At 58.7% G+C, this 17,481-nt stretch carries 16 protein-coding genes; 14 read left to right on the forward strand and 2 right to left on the reverse strand.

All coding sequences use genetic code 11. From position 1 onward, the window contains the following. Positions 1-10: 10 nt before the first annotated feature. Positions 11-406, reverse strand: coding sequence for a hypothetical protein (locus L1S32_RS07235; RefSeq protein WP_278154356.1), 396 nt, complete (start codon positions 404-406; stop codon positions 11-13). A 260-nt stretch (positions 407-666) separates the two neighbouring features. Between L1S32_RS07235 and fhcD the strand changes: the two genes are divergently transcribed. The 14 genes from fhcD (at position 667) to pheT (ending at position 16,614) form a co-directional block, all read left to right on the forward strand. Continuing rightward, positions 667-1,548: a formylmethanofuran--tetrahydromethanopterin N-formyltransferase gene (gene fhcD / locus L1S32_RS07240; protein WP_278157065.1), complete on the forward strand. Its 882-nt coding sequence runs from the start codon at positions 667-669 to the stop codon at positions 1,546-1,548. A 93-nt stretch (positions 1,549-1,641) separates the two neighbouring features. Further along, positions 1,642-2,598, forward strand: a complete 957-nt coding sequence (locus tag L1S32_RS07245) for a tRNA(Ile2) 2-agmatinylcytidine synthetase (RefSeq protein WP_278154357.1) — start codon at positions 1,642-1,644, stop codon at positions 2,596-2,598. Further along, positions 2,582-3,472, forward strand: coding sequence for a methanogenesis marker protein 11 (gene mmp11, locus L1S32_RS07250; protein ID WP_278154358.1), 891 nt, complete (start codon positions 2,582-2,584; stop codon positions 3,470-3,472). The genes L1S32_RS07245 and mmp11 overlap by 17 nt, the downstream gene beginning before the upstream one ends. Further along, the gene (locus L1S32_RS12015; RefSeq protein ID WP_347403342.1) at positions 3,454-5,613 is read left to right on the forward strand and encodes a radical SAM protein; all 2,160 of its coding nucleotides are present in this window, start codon (positions 3,454-3,456) and stop codon (positions 5,611-5,613) included. The genes mmp11 and L1S32_RS12015 overlap by 19 nt, the downstream gene beginning before the upstream one ends. Next, positions 5,594-6,724 (forward strand): homocitrate synthase family protein, encoded by a 1,131-nt coding sequence (locus tag L1S32_RS07265; protein WP_278154359.1) that lies wholly within the window; start codon positions 5,594-5,596, stop codon positions 6,722-6,724. Before L1S32_RS12015 ends, L1S32_RS07265 begins: the two co-directional genes overlap by 20 nt. Then, a complete protein-coding gene (locus L1S32_RS07270; protein ID WP_278154360.1) occupies positions 6,721-7,935 on the forward strand; it encodes an aconitase/3-isopropylmalate dehydratase large subunit family protein in 1,215 nt (404 codons plus the stop codon). The genes L1S32_RS07265 and L1S32_RS07270 overlap by 4 nt, the downstream gene beginning before the upstream one ends. Next, positions 7,932-8,402, forward strand: coding sequence for a 3-isopropylmalate dehydratase (locus L1S32_RS07275; RefSeq protein WP_278154361.1), 471 nt, complete (start codon positions 7,932-7,934; stop codon positions 8,400-8,402). The genes L1S32_RS07270 and L1S32_RS07275 overlap by 4 nt, the downstream gene beginning before the upstream one ends. Then, entirely contained in the window at positions 8,399-9,244 is an 846-nt protein-coding gene (locus tag L1S32_RS07280) for a hypothetical protein (protein WP_278154362.1), read from the forward strand. Before L1S32_RS07275 ends, L1S32_RS07280 begins: the two co-directional genes overlap by 4 nt. Then, complete coding sequence (locus tag L1S32_RS07285) at positions 9,241-10,212, forward strand: isocitrate/isopropylmalate family dehydrogenase (protein ID WP_278154363.1); 972 nt, start codon at positions 9,241-9,243, stop codon at positions 10,210-10,212. The genes L1S32_RS07280 and L1S32_RS07285 overlap by 4 nt, the downstream gene beginning before the upstream one ends. A gap of 121 nt (positions 10,213-10,333) precedes the next feature. Further along, complete coding sequence (locus L1S32_RS07290) at positions 10,334-11,179, forward strand: deoxyribonuclease IV (RefSeq protein ID WP_278154364.1); 846 nt, start codon at positions 10,334-10,336, stop codon at positions 11,177-11,179. 105 nt (positions 11,180-11,284) lie between these two features. Further along, positions 11,285-12,280, forward strand: coding sequence for a tRNA-intron lyase (gene endA / locus L1S32_RS07295; protein WP_278154365.1), 996 nt, complete (start codon positions 11,285-11,287; stop codon positions 12,278-12,280). 13 nt (positions 12,281-12,293) lie between these two features. After that, positions 12,294-13,550 carry a tryptophan--tRNA ligase gene (locus tag L1S32_RS07300; protein WP_278154366.1) on the forward strand — a complete coding sequence of 419 codons (1,257 nt, stop codon included), beginning with the start codon at positions 12,294-12,296 and terminating at the stop codon, positions 13,548-13,550. Continuing rightward, a complete protein-coding gene (locus tag L1S32_RS07305; RefSeq protein WP_278154367.1) occupies positions 13,550-14,986 on the forward strand; it encodes a phenylalanine--tRNA ligase subunit alpha in 1,437 nt (478 codons plus the stop codon). Before L1S32_RS07300 ends, L1S32_RS07305 begins: the two co-directional genes overlap by 1 nt. Beyond that, complete coding sequence (gene pheT / locus L1S32_RS07310) at positions 14,986-16,614, forward strand: phenylalanine--tRNA ligase subunit beta (RefSeq protein WP_278154368.1); 1,629 nt, start codon at positions 14,986-14,988, stop codon at positions 16,612-16,614. Before L1S32_RS07305 ends, pheT begins: the two co-directional genes overlap by 1 nt. Here the strand turns inward: pheT and hisF are convergent. After that, positions 16,583-17,389: an imidazole glycerol phosphate synthase subunit HisF gene (hisF, locus tag L1S32_RS07315; protein WP_278154369.1), complete on the reverse strand. Its 807-nt coding sequence runs from the start codon at positions 17,387-17,389 to the stop codon at positions 16,583-16,585. The two genes, pheT and hisF, sit on opposite strands and share 32 nt — an antisense overlap. Positions 17,390-17,481: the final 92 nt, after the last annotated feature.

Genomic DNA, 17,481 nt, shown 5'->3' on the forward strand with positions numbered 1-17,481 from the left:
TGCAAAAAAATTATTCTGCGGGAAGAACCTTCTTCCACCAGATAACCTGTCCATCCTCAACCTTGAGCACTTTCAGGTATTTGATCATAATATCAGCAGGCACTGCAGTAACATCTGCACCAGTCGGTACAAAGAGCAGCATTGGTTCAAGCGCAACTCCTGCTGCACGTGCTTTATCACACTGCTGCTGGATCATTCCTGCCTTCTCTGCAGAAACAGCTGCTTCCATGCAGACATCCACCGGATAATATGCACTTTTTCCGAACCGTTTCCGTGAGACGACATATGCAAATGATGCTCCGCCGCACTCAGGTTCCCGGTCAATATTCCATCCCTCACCCGGTGAGAACATCTTCCTCAGGTCACGGGTAACATATGAATTCATTACATCTTTGGAATCGCCCATGTTCCAATCTCCTCTATAATATGAGATTTCATCTTACTAAATTTAAACCTATCTCATTTGTTGGACAGAAATTTTGCCGAAATAAAGGCCATATTCACATATTTTATTGAATTTATCCAAAATATGACGAAATAAGCAGTATCTGCCATCCTGTCTGCACTTCCACGGCAGCCCCTGTTCCGGGCAAAAATAACTACGAAAAAGAAAGATTATAGTAAGAAGGTGCACCAAATATTTCATTCGTATCGAGAGGTTTAATGATGGAATTAAACGGCGTTTTTATCGAAGATGAGTATGCAGAGGCATTCCCCAACTGGGCGTGCCGTGTCATTATCACAGCAATCAACGAAAAATGGGCAGTGAATGCAGCAACAGAAGCAACCGGCTTTGCAACATCAGCAATCGGATGCCCCTGCGAAGCAGGTATCGAGCGCATTCTCACTCCGGAAGAGACACCGGACGGACGCCCCGGCGTTGCTATCATGCTCTTTGCCGGCGGCAAGAAGAAGCTGAAAGAGCAGGTTGTTGAGCGCCTTGCAGAGTGTGTCCTTACCTCACCCACCGCAGCAGTCTTTGACGGCATGCCTGAGGCAGAGGAACGCATCGATGTCAAACTCCACTTCTTCGGCGACAAATTTGAGCACAAGGTGGAAGTCGGCGGACGCCAGTGCTGGGCAATCCCCATCATGAACGGCGAATACATCGGCGAGGAAGAGTTCGGTATCGTGAAGGGCATTGCAGGCGGCAACTTCTTTATCATGGGAGAGTCCGTTGAAGCCGCACTCGAGGCCGCAGAGAAGGCAGTTGACGCCATCAAGACCTGTGCAGGCTCAATCACCTCATTCCCGGTTGTCGCATCAGGTTCAAAGGTCGGCTCAAATGCCTACAAGTTCATGGTGGCTACCACCAATGAGAAGTACTGTCCAAGCATCCGCGATCAGGTGCCTGACACCAAGGTTCCCGAGGGCGTCACCTGCATCTATGAAATTGTGATCGACGGTGTCGATGAGGCAGCCATCAAAGCAGCCACCAAGGCAGGCATTGAGGCAGCAGTCACCGTGCCCGGCATCAAACGCATCACTTCCGGAAACTTTGGCGGCACCCTTGGCCCATACAAGTTCCCGCTCTCTGAAATTCTCTAAAACCCCTTTTTTTATTCTCCGTTCTACTACGCATTCCTTAAATACCTTTGTTGCCGATAATTCTGTTAACGAAAATTTCGGTGACAAATAGTTATGGAAGTATTCACACCTGACGAGATACAGAAACGGTTCGGGCGCCTTTTTTCCCAGCGCCTGCTGGTGATGGTGGATGAAGAGGCAGGACGGGCAGAGATCCTTGAAGAATGCCGGTGCCGCGGCTCCATTGAATGGGATGTAATGAACCGGAAACGTGCCGGCGGTGCTGTCACCGGCATCACGGTTGAAGGCACATCAATGACCATGCAGGCAAAAATTGGCCATTATCCTGCCCGTTTCGGCCCGGCTGACCAGGAACTGGGCGGTCAGGCACTCGAGGGTGTGGAGATACGCGGGGACGAGGTTGTCACGTCCTGGGCAGGCATCGCCGGCGCCGGTGTTGGTGTGGCGGCATGCCTCCCGCAGGCACCCGGGGTTATTCGGACGGAATATGATTCCGCAGATGACCTGAAGATAGGGGGTGCCCGAATCAACCGGTCCCGCATTGTCACCCCCCGATATGAGAAGGTCACCATCGGCATCGATGATACGGATACCAAAGAGGAAGGGGCGACATGGGTGCTTGCAAGCCAGTGCGCCGAGGCATGCCCGATAGAAGGCGTACAATACCTGAATATGCGCCTCATCCAGCTGAACCCAAAGGTCCCGAACAAAACGACCAACTGTGTCGGTTCGGCCCTGAACTTTGCGGTGCGTCCGGATAAAACACAGGAGCTGCTTGCCTATGTGCGGGACTTCATCCAGATGCACGCCGTCAGTAATGACACCGGTATCGCAGTCTACCGCGGCATCGGCCTTCCGGAGGAGTCACCCTACCAGACGAAAGTAAAGACCGAGGTCTTAAATCAGGAGGAATGCGAGGCAGAGGCGGCACGGCTTGGGATCACCTATATCGACACCTGTGCAGGAAAGGGGCGAATCGGGGCACTCGGCGCAGTGCTCTGGGCAAACAAAGGCATTGAAGCGGCCGGACTCTATGGCGAACATCTCTGACCCCTATTCCATCCGGTATCCGGAGATCTGCGCAGTCGCGGATAGTGACGGCACCACCGTTGAACTGATCGAAGAGTTTGCATGCGTCGGCGGGGCGATGTGGGCAGGCCACAATTACCGGAAGAGCCCTCTTGTGCAGTCGGTCCGCATGGTCGGCAACACCCAGCGCTTCCTGCTCTCTGCAGGAGAGACAAACCTCGCTCTGGAAGGCTCCTACTTCCCGGCCGGCATTGCCGGGGTGGATGTCACGGAAAATGAGATAGGCATCACCTACCGCGGCGTGGGCGGCGGCGGTGTGGGGGCCACGGTCTGCCGGGCAGCGGCGGCAGGCGTCATCCGCTCAACAAGCGACCCCTGCGGCGGCGGGCGTGAAGCGGGTGCCCAAATCTGGCTTCCCCGGCGTGAGCGCGTCATCATCGGCGTGGATGACACCGATACCCCTGAGGAGGGGGCCACCTGGACGCTTGCCCATAACATCGCTGAGGCGGTGCAGACACCGGAGACACGCTATATCTCCCATACCATTGTCCAGCTCTTTCCGGTGCCCTACCGGACCAAAAACTGCGTTGGTGTGGCATGTGAGTTCGCCACCACCGAACCCGAACAGCTGGTGACTGCATTTGAGGAGATGCTCCGGAAATATACCCTCTCGGATGAGACGGGCATGGCTGTATTCCGCGGCTTCTCCCCTGCACCCCTCACTGAATATGGGTGGAAGGTGAAACGCGGAGAGGTCACCCGGGATGACCTGAATGCGATTCGTGAGCATATCGAAATCCGCCTTGACGGGCGGGGCATCATCGGTGCTGCAGCGGCCATCCCGTTTGCAACCCGGTACAAAGAGGCGCTGTCCATATGCACTGGGGAGCCCTGAAAGCCCGGATTCTCGCATACGGAACCGTGCGGCCCACCGGGGCCTACCGGTTCTGTCCGGAACAGTCTACCGCAGGCCCGGGGGCAGGCGGCAGTGGTTCCGTCTTTTTTACAACTGCTCATGGCCGTATCCGGCTCACTATCAGTGAACATTCACCCCTTACCCTGACCGCGGATGCAGACGGCGCCGCCCGCCTTACCGGACCGGGAATTGACGTTGCCGGATACATCGAGGAGCCCGTATACCACTGCCCCCGGCAGGCATACATCACCCTCTCAGAGGGGTGCATCTTCTCCTGCCGCTACTGTGCGGTGCCCGCTCTCGCGGGACGGATCAAGACGGCAGAGGAGGTCACCGCCATGATTGCAGCAGCGGCAGATGAAATTGATGCAATATCCCTCACGAGCGGAGTCATCGGCTCCGTTGAGGATGACGAGGAACGGGCCGTTGCCATGGTGCATGCGGTGGCAGGGTTCGGCATTCCGGTGGGCGTCTCCATCTATCCCCTGCCCGGCACCCCCCGACGACTCAAAGACGCCGGGGCCTGTGAAGTGAAGTTCAATATTGAGGCGGCAACACCGGCCCTCTTCCGGGAGATGTGCCCCGGACTGGACTATGAAGGCACCTGGTCAGTACTGGAAGAATCCGTTTCCGTATTCGGCAGAAACCGGGTCTTCTCCAATGTGATCCTCGGGCTGGGAGAGACCGATGCAGAGATGATGGCATGCATCTGCCGCCTCACAGACATCGGGGTGATTCCTGTCATCCGCCCCCTGAATCCCTCCCCGAACCTCCCGGGACTTCTCCGCCCATCTGCGGAGCGCATTCTCAAGATTGCGGAATTTGCCGCAGAAGAACTGAAAAAAGCCGGCCTTGACCCCACACAGGCGAAGACGATGTGCACCCTGTGCGGCGGATGTGATCTCGTGCCTGGGAAGGATCTTGTGAACCACACCCCGCGGCACGACGCAAACGGGGAGGCATGCCTCGCCGCTGCCCTCCGGGCGGCAGCAGACCGTTTCTACACGGTGCCGGGATACCCCGTGACCACCCTGGCGGAGGCCTGCGGAGCGGTATGCACGGTAAACGAGAAAGTCGCCCTCGAGTATGCACTCGGGGACGCCATCTCCGGCCGCCGGGCCTGCGTAATTCTGAAGAATGTCGGCCTGAACGCCTGCATGGACCCCCTGATGAACGCCGCCGTGCAGGGCCTCTCTGCGGGGCTTGTCATCGTCGTGGGGGATGACACGGAGGTTTCCGGGTCACAGAATGCACAGGACTCCCGCTGTATCGGAAGGGTGGCGGAAGCCCCGACATTCGCCCCGGCGGCAGATGACCTTGCCGTGGTGGCAGAGGCGGCATTTCAGGCCTCTGAACAATTCTCCCGCATCGCACTGGTGCGGGTGACACCGGCCGTTCTTGCAGCAGCGGCGGCCGGCACCCCGCCGGCACGGGCCGACCACAAGGGAACCATTGCAGATTCGTCACTCACCATGCGGGGGCGGGCTGAGGCAGCAGAGATACGGCACAGCGAGATGGTGCGGTGGGCACAGGAGCGTCCCGTCCCTGCCCTCGTCTATCCCCCGCACCAGGGACCGGTGCCGTCCTGTTCAACAGTTGCCCCTCCGGCAGGAGCCCCCGAGACGATGCAGTCACGCGGGTTTGCCCGCACCTTCTGCAGAAACTGCCCGTACATCCCCCTCCTGCAGGTAATGCGGGATGAAGGACTGCATCCGGTGCTCGACATCGGCTGCGGCCTCCTTGCCAAAAACCCGCCATGGGAGGTGGGCTCTGCCGGATACGGGCTGGGTTCAGCACCTGCGGTGGCGGCAACGAGTACCGGCGTGGCACTGATGGGGGACTATGCACTGATGCACTCCGGGCTGAGCGCCCTTGCAGACATCCGGGAGAAAGAGTTGGACGTTCTTGTTGTGATCGTGGAAAACGGCGTTCTGGGTATGACCGGGAAACAGGCAGCGCCGGAAATCCTGCCCTATATCAGCTGGGCGGCACCGGTGATTGTGAATGCCGCTGACCGTGAGGCCGTCCGTGCCGCACTGGTGCGGGAAGAGAAGCTGAAATGCGTGATTATCCGGGGCCGGTGCCCCGGGGGAGAGGAACATGAAACCGTGGAATGTTGAGATCTGTGATGTGACACTCCGTGATGGTGAACAGACACCCGGCGTGTCATTTACCTGTGAAGAGAAGATGGCAATCGCCTCACTGCTGGATGAAACCGGAGTAGAGGTAATTGAAGCCGGTTTTCCGGTGGTATCAGAGAATGAGCACCGGTGCGTAAAGGAGATCTGCAGAATGGGGCTGGACGCCCGGATCTGCTGTCTGGCACGTGCCCTCCCCGGCGATATCGATGCGGCCATCGAATGCGGGGTGGAGCTGGTGAGCATCTTTATTGCGACATCCGAACTGCATATGCGGATAAAATACCGCTGTTCAGCCGATGAGATGCTGGAGCGGGCCCTCGGAATGGTCGATTATGCCCATGACCATGGGATCGCCGTCCGTTTCGCAGCAGAGGACGGCTCCCGCACGGACCCTGCCTTTCTGCGGAAGATGTATGCGGCAGGAGCGGAGCGTGGTGCAGAGTATTCAGGATTTGCCGATACACTCGGGTGCCTGACACCGGTTGAAATGATGCGGTTTATGGAGCATACCGGCAGTAAAATATCGAACAAGCTCGCGGTCCACTGCCACAACGACCTCGGCTGTGCCACCGCAAATACGATCACAGCAGCAGAATACGGCGCATTTCAGCTGCATACTACGGTTAACGGCATCGGAGAGCGGACCGGCAACGCCCGGCTCGAAGAGGTGCTCGCCCTCCTCCGGCTGAAAGGAGGCGTGGAGCGCTATGATCTCACCCGTATCCCCGAACTCTCTTCGATGGTGGAACGCTACAGCGGCATTACGATGATGGACACGAAACCGGTGGTGGGGAAGAATGCCTTCTCCCACGAAAGCGGCATCCATATCGCAGCGATGCTCGAAGATCCGGAGACATATGAATATCTCCGTCCGGAGACGGTGGGCAGGCAGCGGCAGTATATCCTCGGCAAACACACCGGAAAAAAGGCTATCGAACATGTGATCGCCTCAAAGGGATGCGCCCTCTCTCAGGAACAGGTGCACTGGGTGCTCTGCCAGGTAAAGGATATCTCTGAAGGGAAATGCAGAATCACCGACGATGTCCTCATGGCACTGCTGCGTGAGGCACAGGATCAGGGGGATGCATGAGCACACTCTCCGAACGCATCCTTGGCGGCCCTGCCGGCACCTATGTGGACCGGGCTGTGGACCGGGCGTTTGCCCACGACGGTACCGGCGTGCTTGCAATGGAGGCATACCGCCAGATGGGGAACCCGAAACCGGCACGCCCGGAGACTGTCTCCATCATCTACGATCACATCGCCCCCGCAAACACCTCACAGACGGCCACCCTCCAGAATGAGCTCAGGGAATTTGCCGCGGAAAAAGGGTTTGCCCTCACCGACGTCGGCGGCGGCATCTGCCACCAGCTGATGAGCGAAGGACGGGTGCTGCCCGGTGAAGTAGTCGTGGGGGCCGACTCCCACTCCTGCACGACGGGTGCCTTCGGGGCCTTCTCCACCGGCGTGGGGGCAACCGATATGGCAGCCATCTGGGCAGAGGGGAGCACCTGGTTCCGCGTCCCGGAGACGATATCTGTCAACCTCACCGGCTGCCTGCCCGCATGGTGCGAGCCAAAAGACATCGTCCTGACGGTCACCGGCACAATTGGCATGGACGGCGGCACCTACCGTGCGCTGGAATACACCGGCGACGGTGCCGATGCCCTTTCGATGGCAGGCCGGCTCACGCTCTCCAACATGGCAGTGGAGTGCGGTGCAAAGGCAGGCCTCTTCTATGCGGACAAAACAACACAGGAATACCTCGCCCGGTACGGCCACAGCGTGGAACGGCAGGAGCCGGAAGAGGGCACCTACTGCCGTGAACTCTCCGTCGACCTTGCCGACGCAGAACCCGTCCTCTCAGTGCCGCACCGGGTGGATACCGTGGCACCGGTGACAGATTATGCAGGTACCCCTCTCGATCAGGTCTTTGTCGGCACCTGCACGAACGGCCGGTATGAGGATCTGGAGCGCTTTGCCCGCATCGTCCGCGGACAGCAGGTGGCGTGCCGCACGATCGTCGTCCCGGCATCCCGTGCCATCATGCAGCAGGCAGCAGAGACCGGCATCCTCGCAGAGATCATCGCTGCCGGATGCATAGTCGGCCCGCCGGGCTGCGGCCCCTGCCTCGGGATGCATATGGGTGTTCTCGGGGAAGGGGAAACCGCCCTCTCGACTGCCAACCGCAACTTCAAAAACCGGATGGGCATCGGGGCAGAATATTATCTCGGGTCGGTGGCAACGGCGGCGGCGAGTGCGCTGAAAGGTGAAATCACCTCACCGGAGGGCGCCATATGACGCTCTCCGGCCATGCTGTCTGTATCGGAGCAGACATCGACACCGACCTTGTGATCGCCGGCCGGTACCTCCGGACGAAAGACACCTCGGTCTGGGCGGAGCATGTCTTCGAAGACCTCGACCCGACGCTTGCCCCCCGGCTAAAGGGCGCAGTCATCGTGGCAGGCAATAATATGGGGTGCGGATCATCACGCGAACAGGCGCCGGTCGCCATACGGGAGGCTGGTGCCATCGCAGTCATCGCCCCCTCGTTTGCCCGGATCTTCTTTAGGAATGCAATTAACGTGGGCCTCCCGGTCATCGAGTGCGACAGCCTCGTCTGCGGCGAAGGCAGCACCGTCACCATCTCACTGGAGGAGGGATGGGTTGAAGCGAACGGCGTGCGTCACCCGATCCGCCCCCTTTCCGGCAGGATGCAGGAGATTCTTGCTGCAGGCGGACTCGTTCCATACTGGAGAAACCGATGATCTTCCCGGAAGCATGCAAAATTGTCGGATACGCCGAGGGGAGGCCCGCCGGAGATAAGGTCTATTTCCTCTCACAATACCTCGTACGGCAGACAAAGACCGGGTACGAAGTGCTGGAAGTGGAGACAGAAGAGGGCACCAGCATACTCAGGGACATTAAATCATCGCACCTGCTCGCCGGAGAGGCGGATGTCTGCATGTACCCTGAAAAAGTCAACCTCCATAACCGCCCGGATCTCATCCGCCGGGCACGCGGGACGGGGAAATTCTGCACGGTCTTCATCGGGCTCGATGAACACATGACGATTATCTGTGAACCGTCAGACGAACACCTCATCACCATTCATGTCTATGACGCAGAGCCCCCCCGCCCGAATCTGGCTCATACCATCCGCGATCTTGAAGAAACCGGTCTCTTCGAGGAATGCGGCGTGCAGTTCTGCTACCATATCGCAGACATCAGGGATACCGCATCAGAGGTCTATCCCTGCCGGGCGGCAGGATTCTCACGCACGATTGACAATGACCGGCTGCGGGGCGATGAAACGGTGGCAGGATGCCTGACCGGCAGGCAGGTGCTTGCCGAATGCTATGGAGAGAAGGCGGCGTTCAGAGTCACCGACATCTGCCCGGCCAACCGGGTGGCACAGGAGCCCTACATCGCCCGGTGCTGCCGGATGGAACGGACCGGCATCGGTGTCCATGACGGCTGCTACGGTTCGATTGTTCACTGGGGGGCGTCCCCCCGCACCATCGCAGAGGCGGTCTTTGCTGTCTGTGAGGGGTGGGAAAAGAGAAGAACGGAGATGGAGAATACGACAACGGAGGCACAGAATCAATGACCGCGATTGCAGTCGCCGAGGGCGACGGCATCGGGCAGGAGGTCATCCCGGTGGCACAGGACGTCCTTGCACTGCTCCACCCGGAGTATGAATACTATCCTGTGGAGATTGGCTATGGAAAGTGGATGAAGACCGGAGAGGCATGCACCGCAGATGACATCGCCCTCCTGCGTGATGCAGACGCCATCCTCTTCGGAGCGGTGACCACCCCGCCTGCGTCCGATTACCGCAGTGTCGTCCTGCAGATACGAAAAGAGCTGGACCTCTATGCCAACCTCCGCCCGGTACAGGGAAACGGGGTGGACATCATGGTCGTGCGGGAGAACACTGAAGGACTCTATTCCGGCGTCGAATGGCAGGAGGAAGACCGCGCCTGCACCCTGCGGATCATCACCCGGAAGGGGAGCGAACGGATTGCCCGGGCCGCCTGCAGGATTGCACGGGAGCGGAAGAACCGGTTGACCATCGGGAACAAGGCAAATGTCATCAAATCAGACGCCTTCTTCCGGGACATATGCATCCGGACAGCAGAGGAAGAGGGCGTCCCGTACACCACCGCCTTCATCGACGCCCTGACCCTCGATGTCCTCATACACCCGGACCGCTATGATGTCATCGTCACCACGAACATCTTCGGTGACATCCTCTCTGATGCGGCCGCATATCTGGTGGGAGGACTGGGGATGCTCCCCAGCGCAAATATCGGAGACCGGCATGCACTCTTTGAGCCCGTCCACGGGAGTGCCCCTGATATTGCCGGACAGGGCATCGCAAACCCGGTCGCCGCTGTCCGGTCAGCAGCGATGCTGCTATCCCATCGGGGAGATACAGCCGGGGCAGCCCATATAGAAGAGGCCATCAGGCTGACCGCTGAAGCCGGCATCACGACGCGGGATAGCGGCGGAACGGCCACCACCGCAGAGTCAGGTGCCGCGATCATCGCCGCCCTTACCCGGCTGATGGAATAGTCCGCCAGTGCACCATTGTTGACCATAATATCCTTCCGGCGCCTCCTTCCTCCGGCGGATCTCTTCCGGCCGGTATGCCACCTCTTTTTGCCCGCCGGATACAGATCCATTCCGTACAGCCATGATCACGATCGGATGTCACGTCTCCATCGCCGGGTCGCTTGCACAGGCCGTGTCCCGAGCAAAGGAGCGCACCTGCACCACCTTCCAGATATTTACCTCCAACCCCCGCGGCTGGAAGACAAAACCACTTACAGAAGAGGACGCCGCGGCCTTCCGGCTGGCCGTAGCAGAGAGCGGCATCGCCCCTGTTGTCGCCCACATGCCCTACCTCCCCAACCCCGCCACTCCCCGGGCAGATGTGCGGGAGAAGACGGTGGCAGCGATAGAAGGAGAAGTGGAGCGCTGCCGGATGCTGGGCATCCCCTATCTGGTCACCCATCTGGGCAGCAGCCTCGGCAGTGACGCTGCTGCGGCACGGGAACGGGCCATCACCGCGATCGGCAGGGGAGCGGATGCCTCTGAAGGAGAGGTGATGATTCTCCTTGAGAATACGGCCGGGACAAAGAACAGCATCGGCACCACCTTTGAAGAGATCGCCGCCCTCATGGAGGGAGTCGGGCGACAGGGACCTGTCGGCGTCTGTTTTGACACCTGCCACGCATTTGCGGCAGGCTGTGATCTCAGGACCGCAGAAGCCACAGACGCCGTCGTGAAGCATTTGGATGCCGTTATCGGCCTCTCCCGCCTGAAGGTCATCCATCTCAATGACACCATATCCGAACTTGACGGAAGGCGTGATCGCCACGAGCATATCGGCCTCGGCAGAATCGGTGTGGAAGGCATCCGGTCGGTGGTCACTCATCCGGCGCTGCATGACCTCCCGTTCATCTGTGAGACACCGGTAGACGACCGCAGGGACGACTACGGCAATATTGCCTGCGTCCGGAAAATAGCGGGAGAATAGCACGAGAGAGGGGAGGATGGCCGGCGCTCATATGTGCCGGACACCGGTCTCAGGGTGTGCCTCCCTGCCCAACTATTTAAGATATCATCCCCAATTTTAGTGGCAGTGAAGGCGATACGGGACGGCACCTCGGTGGTGCTCGGAATAGACGGACATATGCTGTATGACCAGAGCGGATATGGCCGGAAGACAGACGACGGGCTCATTCTATCTCCGGAAGAGGCCCTCTACCTGGTGCTGAAGACGAAGATCATCGTCACCGGTGAGACATTTGAGTCACTGATAACGGAATTTTCATCCCTGTCCGGATTTATGCGGCGGTTTCTGGTCTACCGGGACATGCGGGAGCGCGGGTATGTTATTCTGCCCGGCCCCCATGACTTCCGGGTCTTCCGGCGGGGAGAGAGACCAGGAACCGGGAGAACAAATTATCTCATCCGTGTGCTCTCCGAGCGCGATCTCATTACTTTCCGTGAACTCGCAGATGAGGTGGCCTCAGCGTCGCATATGCGCAAACAGTTTGTGCTTGCCGCAGTCGATGACGAGGATGAACTCACCTACTATGATGTGAAGACCGAACCCCTGAAAGAAGCAGGCCCGGCACCGGAGATTTCCCCGATAAATGCCATTCGTGCAGGAAATTCCGTCATCACCCAGGACACCGCCGCATTCCCCGACCAGTCGTGGTTTGGGACAAAACTTGACAATACCCGCCTGATGCTCTCCCCGATGGAGACCCTGTACCTGCTTGACGAGGGGTGTCTCACCATCTCAGGAGAAGAGAACGGGGCTGCCATCCGAAAGGACATACCGGTAGAGGACGCGGAATGGAAAGAGAAGTCCCAGGTCTATGCATACCTGCGCACCCGCGGCCACACCCCCCGTACCGCCTATAAATTCGGCCATCACTTCCGTGTCTACTCCGGAGAGAAGAAGCACTCAGAACTCCTGGTCCACGCCCTTCCTGCTGATGCGTCCCTCCCGATGAGCGTGATCTCTCGTTCGGTGCGGCTTGCACACAGCGTGCGGAAGAAGATGCTTTTTGCATGTACCGAACAAAATGGTATTGAATTCATTGAATTTGCACGAATTAAATTGTGAGTGATCTGTTTCTATGCAGTCGGAGATCAACCCATGGTCTGCAAACCAGTCCATCGACACGGATAAACTCTTCACGGAGTTTGGAATCGAACCGATTGAGCCTGTGCTCCCGGAAATAAAAAATCCCCCTGCATTTCTGCGCCGGGGCATTGTAATCGGGCACCGTGACTACCGCCCCATCGTGGATGCCATGAACAATGGCACCCCCTTTCATGTGCTGACCGGGTTTATGCCGTCCGGGCATCCCCACCTCGGGCACCTGATGGTGATGAAGGAGGTGGTCTGGCACGTGCAGCAGGGAGGAAACGGATATGTGGCAGTCGCTGACCGTGAAGCGCATGCCGTGCGCAGTATCTCATGGGACAAATGCAATGAATACGGCAGGGAATACCTCACCTGCCTCTATGCACTGGGGTATGAGGGAGAGACCTACTACCAGAGCACCAATAACCGTCTCAAGGACCTCGCCTTTGAAGCGGCCATAAAGATGAACTTCTCCGATATGCAGGCAATATACGGGTTCGGACAGGAGACCGCCCTTGCGCATGCAATGAGTGTCGCAACGCAGGTCGCAGACATCCTCTTCCCCCAGGTTGCCGCCGGACCCGCACCCACCATCGTCCCGGTGGGCATTGATCAGGACCCCCACATCCGCCTCACCCGTGACGTCGCCTACAAACTGCGCTTCTTCACGGTCGAGATGCGGGAGGGGTATGTGAGTGTCCGTTCCAAAAACGCACCCGAAGGAGCACTCGCCGCTGTGCATGCCGCATTCCCCGGCTCAAAAAAATACGAGGGGCATGTGGACATCAAAGGCTGCAGCCTCGCTGACGTGGATGCGGCAGTACGGGCCATCGAGATTGAATTCGGGGGATACGGGTTTTTCACCCCGTCTTCCACGTACCACTACTTCATGCAGGGCCTGCAGGGCGGCAAGATGTCATCGAGTGTCCCGGAGAGCTTTATCGGCTTCTGCGACACGGAGAAGGCAGTCAAAAAGAAGGTGATGGGCGCCCTCACCGGCGGCCGGATGACCCTTGAAGAACAGAAGCGGCTCGGCGGTGAACCGGAGAAGTGCTCGGTCTATCTCCTCAACCTCTTCCACATGGTGGAGGATGACGATGAACTCACCGAGATCTGCCGGGCGTGCAGGGCGGGCGAACTGATGTGCGGCACCTGCAAGAAGGCGACCTACGAACGGGTCAGGGAATTCCTTTCAGACTTCAATGAACGGATGGATGAAGCAGAACACAAGGTGGATGAAAGATAATGGCGGAACTGACATATAATGAAAAACGCCTGATGGTGGTTTTAAACACAGTAAAAGAGGCCACACCAGAGGTAATTGCCGGCGAACTGAACACAACCGCAGAAGCGGTGGTCCAGTTTGCCCACCTCTGTGCAGAAAAGGGCATTGCCACCCTTGACCGGACCATCACGGTCAGCTACTCCCTCACCACGGAAGGACAGCAGTATGCCGCCCTTGGCCTGCCCGAACGGCAGGTCTACGCCTCATTCCGGCATGAGATCAGCATGAAGGACATGCAGGCACACCCGCTCGCCCGCATTGCCATCGGCTGGATGAAGAAGAAGGGATGGGTCACCATCGAGAAGGGACAGGTCATAAAGACCGGCGAGGCACCGGAAGGCACAGATGAAGCGGCGCTCCGTGACCCTGCCGCAAGCAGGGAAGGCGTCCTTGAGCTCGTCAAACGCGGCCTTGCAGAAGAGACCGAGACCATCTCCTACATGGTTTCCATCACCGAAACCGGAAAAGCCCTTGTCGAGGCAGGTCTTGACCTGAGAGAGGAGACAGGCACCCTGACGCGCGAACAGATCCTCTCCGGGGACTGGAAGAGCCTGAACCTCCGGCGCTACAGCGTGGACAAACTGCCCAGACGCATCATCCCCGGCAAGATTCACCCGTACCAGCGTCTCATCAATGAGATGCGCAGTGTGCTCCTTGAGATGGGATTCACCGAGATGTACGGTGGTGTGGTGCAGAGTTCGTTCTGGAACTTTGACGCCCTCTTCCAGCCACAGGACCACCCGGCACGCGAGATGCAGGACACCTTCTTTCTGGACGGCACCACACCGCTCCCAAAGAACTGGGAAGCGGTCCGCGACGTGCATGAATTCGGCGGCGCCACCTCGTCTGCCGGATGGGGCGGCACCTGGGACCCTGCCAAGGCGCAGACCAATGTGCTGCGGACGCACACCACCGGCCTCTCCATCCAGTACCTGAAGGACCATCCCGCTGACCCGGTGAAGGCCTTCTGCATCGGGAGAGTCTACCGGCGTGAAGCGATCGACCCCACCCATACCCCGGAGTTCGAGCAGCTGGAGGGGATTGTGATGGACGACGGAGTTTCCTTCCGCCACCTCATGGGATTTTTAAAGGAGTTCTACGGGAGGATGGGATTCGAGAACGTCCGTTTCCGTCCGGCCTACTTCCCGTACACCGAACCCTCGGTTGAACCCGAGGTTTATGTGGACGGCCTCGGCTGGGTCGAACTCGGCGGCGCAGGCATCTTCCGCGAGGAGGTCACCGACCCATGGGGCGTCAAATACCCGGTGCTTGCATGGGGACTCGGCGTTTCCCGTGTGGCCATGCTGAAGATGGGGCTGCGTGACCTGCGCCAGCTCTACCGCAGTGATGTGGACTGGATACGGGACACACCCATGATGCAGGGAGGGAGAGACTAATGCCAATCATCAGACTGCCGTATGAGTACCTGGAGACACTGACCGGCACCGACCGTGAGACCATCATCAACCGGGTGCCGATGATCGGCGCCGACATTGAGCGTATCGAAGAGGACCATATCGACGTGGAGTTCTTCCCGGATCGGCCGGACCTCTTCTCCACCGAAGGTGTCGCCCGGGCAATGCAGGGATTTCTGGGGCTCAAAGAGGGCATCAATGAATATCCGGTGACCCCCTCCGGCATCACTTTCCGGGTTGACCCCGGTCTGGCAGAGATCCGGCCCTTCCTGGGCTCAGCGGTCATCCGCAATGTCTCACTGACTGAGGAGGCCATCGAGAGCCTCATGGGCCTGCAGGAAGCCCTGCACTGGGCAGTCGGCAGGGGCCGCGGCAAGGTGGCAATCGGTGTGCACGATCTGGACACCGTCACCCCGCCGTTTTACTACCAGGCAGCGCCGCGTGACCGCGCCTTTGTGCCCCTCGACTTCGATGAAGAGATGACGATGGAGGAGATCCTCGACCGCCACCCGAAGGGTGTGGACTATGCCCACCTCGTCCGTGACTATGAGCGGTTCCCCCTCATCACGGACGCAGAGGACAATGTCCTCTCCTTCCCGCCCATCATCAACGGCGAACGCACAAAGGTGACCACGGCAACGAAGAATATCCTGCTGGACTGCACGGGTACCGATATGAAGGCCGTGATGACCGCGGTCAACAATATCTGCACCGCTCTTGCGGATGCCGGTGCCACTATCGAGAGCGTTGAAGTGGACGGCGCACCGATGCCCTCCCTCACCCCCTCGGTCCGCACCGTCAGTGTCGACGAGTGCTGCCGTCTCTTAGGCATCAGCCTCACTGCAGAGGAGATGGCCGCCCATCTCCGGACCATGCGGTTTGGGGCTGAGCCCGAGGGAGAAGAGGAGGTGCGGGTCACCGTGCCCTGCTACCGGGCCGACATCATGCACGACTGGGACATCTTTGAGGATGTGGCAATCTCCTACGGCTTCGAGAACTTCGACGCCGCCCTGCCGGAGTCATTCACCACAGGAAAACCCCATCCGGTGATGGTGCTCCTGGACGGGGTGCGTGAGATTCTTGCAGGTCTCGGATTTTTGGAGATGATGCCCTTCACGCTCACAAACGAACGGGTGCTCTACACCGCGATGCAGCGTGACGTAAATCCCGGGGTGCTGAGGCTGCAGCGCCCGATCTCAGAGGAGCAGACCATCATGCGCACCGATATTCTTCCGATGCTCGTTGAGACCCTCCAGATTAACCACCACCGTGAACTGCCGCAGCGCCTCTTTGCCATCGGCGACTGTGTGGAGGAAAAGGAGACCTTCCAGAAGGTGGCCGCAGTGAGTATCCACACGGAAGCAGACTTCTCAGAGATTTATGCATGTGCAGACGCCCTGATGCGGGAGATGCATATCGCTTATGAGGTCGATGAGTCAGACGATCCGGCATTCATCCCCGGACGCCGGGCTGATATCATGGTGAACGGCAAAAAAGCAGGGGTATTCGGGGAATTAACCCCGGATGCCATCCGGGCCTTTGAACTGGACGCACCCGTCTGCGCAATGGAATTTGATCTCAGATGCGTACAGGGACGTCCCTGTCTCTGAGGTATTCTTTTACCTCTTTTACAGTCATCTCACCGAAGTGGAAGACACTGGCGGCAAGGCAGGCGTCGGCATGGCCTACCGCAAACCCGTCATAGAAGTGTTCAAGGGTCCCGACGCCGCCGCTCGCAATCACCGGAATGCCGACGGCATCGGATATGGCCGCCGTCACCGCCACATCGAATCCCTGTTTTACCCCGTCTGTTTCCATGGATGTCAGAAGAATCTCACCCGCACCACGGCGCTCGACTTCCTGTGCCCATTCCACCGCGTCGATGCCTGTCGGGTGGCTGCCGCCGTAGATGACCACTTCATACCAGACAACTGCCCCGTCCGGCATGGTGATAGGTGTTGCACCCTCACGCATCTCAGGGTTCCTGCGCACATCCATTGCGACAACAATGCACTGTGACCCGAACATCACTGCCCCTTCTGAGATCAGTTCAGGATGCTGCACCGCACTGGTATTGATACTGACCTTGTCCGCGCCTGCCCGGAGAATCTCCCGGATGTCTGCAATCGACCGGATGCCGCCGCCGACCGTGAGCGGCAAAAAGAGCTGATCTGCCGCACGCTCGATTACATCGATGATGATGCCGCGGGCTTCCTTTGATGCGGTGATGTCCAGAAAGACCACCTCATCGGCACCCTGCTCATTATACCGGGCGGCAAGCTCCACCGGGTCACCGGCATCCCGCAGACCAAGAAAATTTACCCCTTTCACAACCCTGCCGTCCTTTAAATCCAGACAGGGAATGATACGTTTGGTGAGTGCCATCGTAGTACAACGTGGGTACGGGGGGCATATGATAATTGTGTATCAGGCGGCCGACACAGACACCTGCAGACGGGAGCGGGAGAAAGTTCCCT

Origin of the sequence: Methanogenium sp. S4BF (assembly GCF_029633965.1) — an archaeon.
Taxonomy (GTDB): Archaea; Halobacteriota; Methanomicrobia; order Methanomicrobiales; family Methanomicrobiaceae; genus Methanogenium.